4 protein-coding genes, 1 pseudogene and 1 CRISPR repeat array (1 of these 6 only partly in view) are annotated in these 12114 nt (G+C 49.1%); of the genes and pseudogenes, 3 read left to right on the forward strand and 2 right to left on the reverse strand.

The genetic code is table 11. The annotated features are described in order from the left end of the window. Positions 1-187: hypothetical protein (locus tag RIF25_RS07090; protein WP_322877853.1), on the forward strand; the 187-nt coding region annotated here is incomplete at its 5' end. Between the two features lie 66 nt (positions 188-253). On the opposite strand, the gene RIF25_RS07095 is transcribed toward RIF25_RS07090, so the two are convergent. Beyond that, positions 254-526 (reverse strand): hypothetical protein, encoded by a 273-nt coding sequence (locus RIF25_RS07095; RefSeq protein WP_322877854.1) that lies wholly within the window; start codon positions 524-526, stop codon positions 254-256. 144 nt (positions 527-670) lie between these two features. Here RIF25_RS07095 and mfd point away from each other — a divergent pair, with 144 nt between their 5' ends. Then, positions 671-4135, forward strand: coding sequence for a transcription-repair coupling factor (gene mfd / locus RIF25_RS07100; protein ID WP_322877855.1), 3465 nt, complete (start codon positions 671-673; stop codon positions 4133-4135). 320 nt (positions 4136-4455) lie between these two features. Here mfd and RIF25_RS17215 read toward each other — a convergent pair. Then, positions 4456-5038, reverse strand: a pseudogene (locus RIF25_RS17215) (IS630 transposase-related protein); the annotation flags it as partial. A 55-nt stretch (positions 5039-5093) separates the two neighbouring features. Here RIF25_RS17215 and RIF25_RS07105 point away from each other — a divergent pair. Then, positions 5094-6869, forward strand: a complete 1776-nt coding sequence (locus RIF25_RS07105; RefSeq protein WP_322877856.1) for a hypothetical protein — start codon at positions 5094-5096, stop codon at positions 6867-6869. A gap of 103 nt (positions 6870-6972) precedes the next feature. Then, a CRISPR array of direct repeats spans positions 6973-12114; the repeat unit is 36 nt; unit sequence GTGCTCAACGCCTTACGGCATCTAAGGTAGAGGAAC; it runs 2777 nt beyond the window's last position.

Genomic DNA, 12114 nt, shown 5'->3' on the forward strand with positions numbered 1-12114 from the left:
TACTTTTGAATTTTATTCACCACTACAATGCATCATTACTGATTTAGTACTACCACACTCACTACCATCCCCAAGAATTGCTCGCCCTCGTCTTTTCCATGTCAAATTTAATTGGGTTATCAGGCCTGGAGATAGAGAAAGCCAGCCATTAAAGCCAGTATCTATAATTGCATCCTGGGAAAAATAAAACCATCATGACGACGAATAGACAACTGAATAATTGCTTCAAACTCAGCATTTACAAAGCCACTAATCATGAAATTTTCCGGCTACTTTGTCCAAAACGGCGTACATAGCGAGAACCAATCCGCACCATCCAAATTTGAGCATCAGGGTGACGGGCTTCAAGACGATTGGCAGTAGTGATTTCACTAGAATCTACTTCAAAATCTCCTGTTTCAAGATCAATCGCGACGACTTTTCCCTGATTGTCGAACTCCACTTGAGCACGAATCTGAGTTTCATAGAGTGCATCCCCACGCCGGGCAAACTCTTCTTTGGTATATCGGGGGTGTCTAACAGTCACAGGCTTAACCTTAATTGAGTCATCACCTCTCCATTCTAATTGGAGTCCCCATAATCCAATCGCACTTTATAAAATGTCCTGCCGAAGAAACCGCTATCATGGAGTGTCTGGTAGCTTACAAATCTTTCACCCTCAAACTGAATTATGCCCTTAGCTGCGATCAAACGAAGTTGGGCCAAGCTCCCCCTCATTGCCGAACTCACGACCAAGCTCCAACAGCAACAATCCCTGCATCTGACTGGCATCCCCCGACTGGTCAAGGGCCTGGTTGCCTCGACTTTAGCGCAATCACAGCCGCTCCTGGTCATCACTGCCACCTTAGAAGAAGCCGGACGTTGGGCCGCGCAGTTGGAAATGATGGGTTGGGGGTCAGTGTTGTTCTATCCCACCTCCGAAGCCTCACCCTACGATCCCTTTGACATGGAAGCCGAGATGGCCTGGGGCCAGTTACAGGTTTTAGCGGAATTGGGTCGGGAAAACTCGAATTTAGCCATTGTCACCACCGAGCGCGCCCTCCAGCCCCATTTACCACCCCCGGATTTATTTCAAGACTATTGTTTACGGCTTGAGGTCGGTCAGGAAAGCAATCTCAAAGCACTGAGTCAAACCCTGGCCAATTTGGGTTATGAGCGAGTTCCCTTGGTTGAATCGGAAGGGCAATGGAGTCAGCGGGGCGACATTCTCGATATTTTTCCCGTCTCGGCGGAGTTACCGGTGCGTTTGGAGTGGTTTGGAGAACAATTAGAAAAACTGCGGGAATTTGATCCGGCCAATCAACGCTCACTTGATGCCATCCCCAAACTTGTTCTCACCCCTACCAGTTTTAGTCCCCTGATTGACCAGGCCCTGAGTCAGTCGCAAAAATCACAGATTCAAGCCCTTCTTACCCCCCCAGAACAAGAACAATGGCAAGCGGGAACACCCCCCGAAGGAATGCGGCGATTTTTAGGATTAGCGTTTGACCAGCCCGCCAGTTTAATTGATTATCTAGCTCCGAATACATTGGTGGTTTTAGATGAGCCGGAACAGTGCCGTCAACATAGTCATCACTGGTATGAACAAATTGAAAGCCATTGGCAAGAGGTGAATCAACGGTCGTTAATGCCCGCGACCCATCAAACCTTTGTAGACTGTTTAACTCAAATTGATCCCTATCAACAACTCAAGCTGAATGAACTCGCGGAAGTGAATCAGGGGTTAAATTTATCCAGTCGCCCAGTACCAGCCATCCCCCATCAATTTGGCAAACTTGCTGAAACCATCCGCCAAGAACGGGAGAAAAAGTTTACGGTTTGGCTCATTTCGGCCCAACCCAGTCGCTCAGTGGCATTGCTTCAAGAACACGATTGCCCGGCCCAATTTGTCCCTAACCCCAAAGATTTCCCGGCCATTGATAAGCTCCAGGCCCAGCGAGTTCCAATCGCATTGAAATATTCGGGACTAGCCGAGTTAGAAGGGTTTATCTTACCGACTCTGCGCACCGTTGTTGTCACCGACCGGGAATTTTTTGGGCAGCATAGTCTGGCCAATATGGGCTATGTCCGTAAACGCCGCCGGGCCGCCTCGAAACAAGTGGATGTCAACAAACTCCAGCCCGGCGATTATGTCGTTCATCGGCAGCACGGGATTGGGCGATTTCTCAAACTCGAACCCCTGTCAATCAGCCATGAAACCCGCGAATACTTAGTCATTCAATATGCCGATGGAGTCCTACGGATTGCCGCTGATCAATTTAATACCCTCTCCCGCTTACGCACTGGACAAGACACCCCACCCCAGTTAAATAAACTCAGTGGACAGGCCTGGGAAAAGACAAAGCAAAAAGTTAGAAAAGCAATCAAAAAAGTTGCGGTTGACCTGCTCCAACTCTATGCCCAACGGGCCCAACAACAAGGGTTTCGCTATCCCCCAGATCAGCCTTGGCAAGTGGAAATGGAGGATTCATTCCCCTATCAGCCGACACCGGATCAACTCAAAGCCACGCAAGACGTGAAGCAGGATATGGAATCGGATCGGCCCATGGATCGCTTGGTCTGTGGCGATGTCGGTTTTGGTAAAACTGAGGTGGCGATTCGGGCGATTTTCAAAGCCATTACAGCCGGGAAACAAGTTGCGGTTTTGGCTCCCACGACAATCCTGACTCAACAGCATTACCACACCTTGAAAGAACGCTTTGCTCCCTATCCAATTCATGTTGGCTTACTCAATCGGTTTCGCACCGGGGAAGAACGGAAAAATATCCTCCAACGCTTGGCCACTGGGGAATTAGATGTAGTCGTGGGCACCCATCAACTGCTCGGCAAAGGCGTAAATTTCCGCGACTTGGGCCTGCTCGTCATTGATGAAGAACAACGATTTGGCGTGAATCAAAAGGAAAAAATTAAATCCCTCAAAACCCAGGTGGATGTTTTAACCCTCAGTGCGACACCGATTCCCCGAACCTTGTATATGGCCTTGTCCGGTGTCCGAGAAATGAGTGTAATTACTACGCCGCCGCCATCCAGACGACCGATTCAAACCCATTTATCCCCCTATGACTTGGAAGCGATCCGTTCAGCCATCAGACAGGAGTTGGATCGGGGCGGGCAGGTGTTTTATGTGGTGCCGCGGGTGGCCGGGATTGAGGAGGTGGCTGGGAGATTGCAACTGATGGTTCCTGGCGCGCGGATATTGGTGGCCCATGGGCAAATGCAGGAAGGGGAACTGGAATCCACGATGTTGGGATTTTCTAATGCTGAGGCGGAAATTCTCGTCTGTACGACCATTATTGAATCCGGTTTAGATATCCCCCGTGTCAATACCATTCTGGTGGAAGATGCCCAAAAATTTGGCCTGGCCCAACTCTATCAACTCCGGGGGCGGGTGGGGCGGGCCGGAATTCAAGCTCATGCCTGGTTATTTTATCCGCGCCAAGAATCTCTCACCGATGAAGCACGGGCGAGATTGCGGGCGATTCAGGAATTTACCCAACTCGGTTCTGGCTATCAACTGGCGATGCGGGATATGGAAATTCGCGGTGTCGGGAATCTCTTGGGAGCCGAACAACACGGACAAATGGATGCAATTGGCTTTGATTTGTATGTGGAGATGTTGGAAGAAGCCATTGCCGAAATTCGGGGTCAGGAGATTCCCACGGTGGAAGATACCCAAATTGATCTGAGTGTCACGGCCTTTATCCCTGCTGACTATATTCCCGACATGGAACAAAAGATGAGTACCTATCGCGCTATTTCTGCCTCCCAAGATGGCCTGGCGTTGAAACAGGTATTACTCGATTTAACGGATCGCTATGGTGTACCGCCGGCCCCGGTGATGCAACTGATTCGTGTCGTTGAACTCAAACAAGTGGCCAAAAAACTTGGCTTTTCTCGCATCCGGCCCGAATCTAAACAACACGTGATTCTCGAAACCCCGATGGCAGAACCGGCCTGGACTGTGTTAGCGAGCAATTTACCCACCCACCTACAAACCCGATTTGTCTATAGTCCAGGAAAAGTCACCGTGCGGGGCCTGGGGATGCAAACGGCGGATAAACAGCTAGAAAGTCTAATTGATTGGTTAGGTAAACTACAGATCAATGTCGTCAAAGCTGGGCAACAGGGTAATTGACCGCTTGAGAAATCTAAATCGCTCTTTCAGGATTCACGCAAAGTACCTTTATCGCCATTCTAAGCAAGAGTAGGATACTGGGAATATATAGTAATTAAAAATAAGACTTATAGATTACGAGTAGAGTAGTCTCGAATAATGTCATCTATCTTTGTATTCGGTGGTGCGTACTGCCTCCGTTTTTTTAACGCAGCAAAATCGTACTCTATCTTGTTATAGACCAACGGTCGTGCGAAGCAGTCTGGAGAATATTTAGTTAGGAACCGTGAGCTTCGGTAACACCCATGTGGATAGCTACGTCTCTACGAACGTTGCTCTACAAAACAGTCAGCATCAACACTTCCCTTAATGAGCATGGGGGCTAGAAGTTCATCGTTACATCGGCTCATCAGCAGATTATCCCGTGTCTCTCGTTTCCCTGGCCGATTGCCAAAGAGCTTGACCCCTCGTTTTGCCCAACCCCACGGCTGATAGACGCGAGTGTCAAATCCACATTCATCGATGTAAACCAGGTGAGAAGACCCATGTCTCTTCACAATCCCTTGCAACTGCTTCAGGTAGGCTTGACGCTCATGCGTATCTCGTTCTTGATATTTGTGCTGTTTTTTTTCGAGTAATCTGCATGGCTTTCAGGGCAGACCAAATCGCATTAATGTTCACCCCAAAATGAGCCGCTCTATCACTGAGACAGGCATTAGGATAGTCGTGGACGTGGCGTTCTAGGGCAGACCAATCCAGCTTCCGTTGGCGGCGTTTAACGACGGTCGGGCGCAAGTCCTCACGATTTAACCAGTTATAAACTGTTGCCGGGCACACTTGAAAAAAGCGAGCAGCTTCCGCCTTACTGCCTCCCTCCCTCACAAACGTCACAACACGGGTGCGCAAATCCATACTGTAAGGCATTCGCTTTCCTGTCTCTATTTCTTAATTGTAAATACTATATTGGCAAAATCTGGGGGTGAAAGAGTTTGATACCCCTCTGCCGCAAGTGGATGATGTGCTTTATTTTCCGGGGAAGGGAAGCTATATCTGCCATACATCCCCAGTGACCGAGAGCGGCATAATTCCCTGGATTGACGCGGAGCCGGAAGTCTGGCAACCGTTGGCAGGGGATATTCGTTGGGGGTTTCTCTATCGATTCAGTAGCAATACGTCTGATGGGCTGCCCAATCCTACGGCTGGTTATTTTCGGTTTAGTGCGGCTTCCGGCTCAACTCTAACCATTCGGATTCACGCCGAAGATTACGAAGGAAATGATCTGAGAAAACTGCTGGACACCCTGTATTACAAGGCGATTATCTATATTTCCCGTCCCAATCCCAACGATCCTGCTTATCGGATATTCAAGCTCAGTAATAATGGCATCCCTGGCGGTAGCGCGGATTTAACAAGCTATGACCGGGCCTGGACGTTTGCTCAAGTTTTGGGCAGTCAAGGGACGCTTGAGGATAACGAGGTTCTCCGGGTGATGATTTTCCCGGCGGGTGACAAGGGAGATACTGGGCTTAACGGTGATAATGGGGCTGATGGGGTTGATGGGCAGGACGGCAATGATGGGTTTGACGGCATCACAATCCCCATGCGGTTTTCGACAGCAACGGAGGCGGGGGCAGCGGGGGGGCGAGTCCGGCGGAATAATGCCAGTTTTGCCTCAACGACTACGCTTTATTTCAGTAACGAAGACCTGAACACGGTTAACACTACGCCTCTTTTAAGCCTGATCAATTCCGGTTCAGTGGTGCATTTGCGGAAGCTGGACAATACGGCCTATGCGTTTTACAAGGCTTTGGGGTCGGTGGTGGCTGAGTCTGGGTATCTCAGTCTGCCCGTGGAGTATTTGGCTCATCTCGGGAGCTTTGCAGATGAGACGGATTTAAGTGTCGGGCTGATGTTGCGGGGGCCGGCCGGTGAGTCCAATGCTGATGTTTGGCTCCTAGAACCCTGTCGGGCGGCAACCACAGAATCCATTACACTGTCTGGACTGCAAACCGTTGACGGGGTTTCCTTGGCGGGTGGTGATCGGGTGCTAGTTAAAGACCAGGGCAGTGCTACCGCTAACGGAATTTACCTAGCAGCTTCTGGTTCTTGGGAACGGGCTACGGATTTGGATGATGCCGCTAAGTTTAGACAGGGCCTGGGCGTAGCTATCTTGGCCGGCACTGATCAGGAAAATACGATTTGGCTCCTCAAAAGTGCCGTCTCAACCCTTGGCGCAGACCCAGTGAATTGGGAACAGGTGCAAGGCTCCGGGGAGTCCGGTGGAGGCGGTACTCTAGGTAGCTATCAGGTATTAACGGGCAATAACACAGTTCCAGCGGTCAACAACACCTACCTGATCCTCCCTGGAAATTCCGTAACAGAGATTATTAGGCTGCCTGCCAACGAGGATTGCGAGGTGGGCGATTGGCTAGAGTTTATGTCAGATGCTACTCAGCAGGTAGTTCTGAAGGCAAACGTGGATCAGGCGATTATCGTGAGCCAGTCCGCGAACTATACCCTGAACGATATTCCGGCCAGTAATTTCAGGCTCTATGCCTCTAACGGAGGAAACACTTACGAAGGTGTGGGTTGCCGTTTGGTCTATCTCGGGACGGACGAAAACGAGCAGCTAAAGGAGTTTGATATTAATGGCGATCCCGTGCTGGACGAGTACGACAATCAACTTTACTACACCCCTGTTGGTGGCACTGGGGTCTGGAAGCTGTTTTATTCGACCAGCTACCTGAGCAGTTGATAAGTTTCACTTATATGTGATCATTTAATTCTGGATCAAATCTGTCAGAGAGAATGATCCAAAAATCATGATTTCTTGATCCAGAATTTGGTGACTCGTTACAGTGCTCAACGCCTTACGGCATCTAAGGTAGAGGCAACCCTAGTGATTGTTAACGTAAACAATTCACTTAAGTGCTCAACGCCTTACGGCATCTAAGGTAGAGGCAATGGCCTCTGGGGTGATTCAGTTTGCGACTGATGCGTGCTCAACGCCTTACGGCATCTAAGGTAGAGGAACCAACGGTTCAGTTTGGACTTTGTCCCACGCTTTATGTGCTCAACGCCTTACGGCATCTAAGGTAGAGGAACGGCCTCTCACTAGGGGCCTTTCTTTATGGAGAAAAGTGCTCAACGCCTTACGGCATCTAAGGTAGAGGAACTGATCACTTTGACCACGGCCCCTTGATTGGAGATGTGCTCAACGCCTTACGGCATCTAAGGTAGAGGAACGAGTTCGGAAAACTCGAGGCTTTCGGCAAGAAAGCGTGCTCAACGCCTTACGGCATCTAAGGTAGAGGAACGCTACCAAGTGCGGAAGTAACTGCCGCTAAGGGATGTGCTCAACGCCTTACGGCATCTAAGGTAGAGGAACCGTTCCGCAACATGCTCGCGCTGCCGTTCCTGCTCGTGTGCTCAACGCCTTACGGCATCTAAGGTAGAGGAACACGGTAAAGTCGAATGTCCGAGAAAAGAACGACAAGTGCTCAACGCCTTACGGCATCTAAGGTAGAGGAACACCAAACTTAAAGCAACCTGTTTCGGTGAAGCGGCAGTGCTCAACGCCTTACGGCATCTAAGGTAGAGGAACTGGATAAATCAGTGGTCATCTCGGCCAATACCTCTAGGGGTGCTCAACGCCTTACGGCATCTAAGGTAGAGGAACTGAAATCAGACGAATTGACTGATGAAAATGTTGAAGTGCTCAACGCCTTACGGCATCTAAGGTAGAGGAACTTCCACAATTACCCGCCGTAACCAGGCCCCCTTTTGTGGGTGCTCAACGCCTTACGGCATCTAAGGTAGAGGAACGTTATCAGTGGGTAATTTGAAAGACTTACAGATTGTGCTCAACGCCTTACGGCATCTAAGGTAGAGGAACTTAGCTTGGTCAATTCAGCGATTTTAAGACTTTCAAGTGCTCAACGCCTTACGGCATCTAAGGTAGAGGAACTTAGAAAGTAAGCATTATCCCCAAAGTGCTTAAGGCGTGCTCAACGCCTTACGGCATCTAAGGTAGAGGAACCGCCATACGGGATGACGTAGCTCTCAGTTTCTTGGGGTGCTCAACGCCTTACGGCATCTAAGGTAGAGGAACTAGCGTCTAGAGCTAACTCAGCACTAGCAGTAAGTTGTGCTCAACGCCTTACGGCATCTAAGGTAGAGGAACACCAAACTTAAAGCAACCTGTTTCGGTAAATCTGCAGTGCTCAACGCCTTACGGCATCTAAGGTAGAGGAACCGCCTAACGGCCGCTTTATCCTTCCCCTTACGCGTGTGCTCAACGCCTTACGGCATCTAAGGTAGAGGAACCTGTAAGCTATATTTAATTCACTTAATACAGCTTTCGTGCTCAACGCCTTACGGCATCTAAGGTAGAGGAACCCTGGTAGTTGGATATTTTGTAACCGTTCATTATTTCGTGCTCAACGCCTTACGGCATCTAAGGTAGAGGAACAAGGTTATACTTTCGGCACTGCAATAATTAACGGTGTGCTCAACGCCTTACGGCATCTAAGGTAGAGGAACGCTACAATCCGCTCTGGCATAACCTTTGTCTTAATGTGCTCAACGCCTTACGGCATCTAAGGTAGAGGAACTGTAAGATATATTTAATTCACCTAATACAGCCTTCGTGCTCAACGCCTTACGGCATCTAAGGTAGAGGAACAAACCATTCGTTGTAATCTTGCAAATCGTTTAATAGTGCTCAACGCCTTACGGCATCTAAGGTAGAGGAACTTAGACGGTGCTAGTGCAGCACCCAAATCGCAGAAGGTGCTCAACGCCTTACGGCATCTAAGGTAGAGGAACAATAGTTGTAATTTTGTCGTAGAGCAAAGTCAAAGTGGTGCTCAACGCCTTACGGCATCTAAGGTAGAGGAACAGCTCCTAGTTGTCATGGTTCAGACACGAGAATAAGGTGCTCAACGCCTTACGGCATCTAAGGTAGAGGAACCACTGGCTGGCTGTTCTTCATACTGTCATGAATAAGTGCTCAACGCCTTACGGCATCTAAGGTAGAGGAACTTTATTTTTTTTGACAACCTTGCAACTTGTCACTATGTGCTCAACGCCTTACGGCATCTAAGGTAGAGGAACGAAATTGGACAAAGTAGGGGTTACTTGAACTGTTGTGCTCAACGCCTTACGGCATCTAAGGTAGAGGAACTATAGGGGCTGGTCGTCCCTCTCCCTGGCAGCATCGTGCTCAACGCCTTACGGCATCTAAGGTAGAGGAACCCAGTAGACGTTCAAATCAATCTCGCATTCATCTTGTGCTCAACGCCTTACGGCATCTAAGGTAGAGGAACGGAATCGCCGGTTGCCGGTGGTGTCAGCGAGAAATTGTGCTCAACGCCTTACGGCATCTAAGGTAGAGGAACTAAAAAAATAGGGCTAACCATTTTTTAGGCCAGCCGTGCTCAACGCCTTACGGCATCTAAGGTAGAGGAACCCTCAAACTCTCTCCCCTTGCCATCTACCGGATAAAGTGCTCAACGCCTTACGGCATCTAAGGTAGAGGAACCTTGATCAGGCCAAGACGATTGGCCGTGCCGTTTAGGTGCTCAACGCCTTACGGCATCTAAGGTAGAGGAACGTTAATACGGTCTCTAATACTTTAGCTAGTAGCAGACGTGCTCAACGCCTTACGGCATCTAAGGTAGAGGAACCACGAAAGACGTGTGTACTCTTAAGCAGCAAAGTAAGTGCTCAACGCCTTACGGCATCTAAGGTAGAGGAACTTAATAATCGCTGTATGCCTTACCGTGCAAGACATCGTGCTCAACGCCTTACGGCATCTAAGGTAGAGGAACCTGTGTCAAGACCTAATCAAAGGCATTGGGGAGTTGTGCTCAACGCCTTACGGCATCTAAGGTAGAGGAACGAAATTTAAGAAATACTTAGGGTCTCCAATCTTTTGTGCTCAACGCCTTACGGCATCTAAGGTAGAGGAACTTAACAAGAGTTACGGCTTTCTATCTGCTAACGAATGTGCTCAACGCCTTACGGCATCTAAGGTAGAGGAACTGATGTGAGCATTTCCAGATGATGCAGCCCCATAAAGTGCTCAACGCCTTACGGCATCTAAGGTAGAGGAACCTGGCTTTCCAAAAGTTCCGCAAAGGCCGGGATGAGGTGCTCAACGCCTTACGGCATCTAAGGTAGAGGAACCAGACACATCACAGGGTTTACCGTCTAATTCCAGTTGTGCTCAACGCCTTACGGCATCTAAGGTAGAGGAACGAGAAAGTTACTATCGCTGGGATTATTTCAGTTGGGTGCTCAACGCCTTACGGCATCTAAGGTAGAGGAACACAGCTTAGTAATTTTGCTCTGGACATAAGAGCGAGTGTGCTCAACGCCTTACGGCATCTAAGGTAGAGGAACTGATGTGAGCATTTCCAGATGATGCAGCCCCATAAAGTGCTCAACGCCTTACGGCATCTAAGGTAGAGGAACCTGGCTTTCCAAAAGTTCCGCAAAGGCCGGGATGAGGTGCTCAACGCCTTACGGCATCTAAGGTAGAGGAACCAGACACATCACAGGGTTTACCGTCTAATTCCAGTTGTGCTCAACGCCTTACGGCATCTAAGGTAGAGGAACCTGGCTTTCCAAAAGTTCCGCAAAGGCCGGGATGAGGTGCTCAACGCCTTACGGCATCTAAGGTAGAGGAACCAGACACATCACAGGGTTTACCGTCTAATTCCAGTTGTGCTCAACGCCTTACGGCATCTAAGGTAGAGGAACGAGAAAGTTACTATCGCTGGGATTATTTCAGTTGGGTGCTCAACGCCTTACGGCATCTAAGGTAGAGGAACAATAGCTACAACTTCTCTGGCGGGTGAATACTGCGTGCTCAACGCCTTACGGCATCTAAGGTAGAGGAACGGACGAGTATCCGTAATCTGTTCCCTAGTTTGCGGGTGCTCAACGCCTTACGGCATCTAAGGTAGAGGAACCAAACTGAGTTTTGTAGTCATCCCACCCTTTCTTAGTGTGCTCAACGCCTTACGGCATCTAAGGTAGAGGAACGGCGTTTAGGGCGGTGATAGCAATCTTTAGCAGACTGTGCTCAACGCCTTACGGCATCTAAGGTAGAGGAACTACAGAATTGACTTTGGAGCAAATTGCCAATCGGATGTGCTCAACGCCTTACGGCATCTAAGGTAGAGGAACTTTTTGTTCCAGGGTAATTAAGCGCAACCGTTTCTGTGCTCAACGCCTTACGGCATCTAAGGTAGAGGAACAGTGAAATGAAGTGAAACCAAGTGAAATGAGATGAAAGTGCTCAACGCCTTACGGCATCTAAGGTAGAGGAACTTCGGCCACGGACTACACGCCGCCGGGATTGCTCGTGCTCAACGCCTTACGGCATCTAAGGTAGAGGAACACAATTAACAGATATTTGTTTGACGTACTTAGAAAGTGCTCAACGCCTTACGGCATCTAAGGTAGAGGAACAGCTCCGAATTAATCCACCGATTACTAACAGATAAAGTGCTCAACGCCTTACGGCATCTAAGGTAGAGGAACCTTTCTAGCTTCTGATTTAGTAGCGCAATTAACTTGAGTGCTCAACGCCTTACGGCATCTAAGGTAGAGGAACGCCTGATTTTTTTCCCCCTCCAGAAGGGAGGCTCCTGTGCTCAACGCCTTACGGCATCTAAGGTAGAGGAACTGGAACAGAGAATTGATGGTCGCCCTGACCACCGTGTGCTCAACGCCTTACGGCATCTAAGGTAGAGGAACTAAGTAAGATTATTAAAAAGATTACTGAATACAAAGAGTGCTCAACGCCTTACGGCATCTAAGGTAGAGGAACTTGAACCAAATGGGGCGGAACGCGTGGCTGAACTGAAGTGCTCAACGCCTTACGGCATCTAAGGTAGAGGAACAAAAGATTAGTCAATCGGTCAAATCTGAGATTGACGTGCTCAACGCCTTACGGCATCTAAGGTAGAGGAACCGGCCAGGCCTGGGCC

This window comes from Pseudocalidococcus azoricus BACA0444, assembly GCF_031729055.1.
GTDB lineage: Bacteria > Cyanobacteriota > Cyanobacteriia > Thermosynechococcales > Thermosynechococcaceae > Pseudocalidococcus > Pseudocalidococcus azoricus.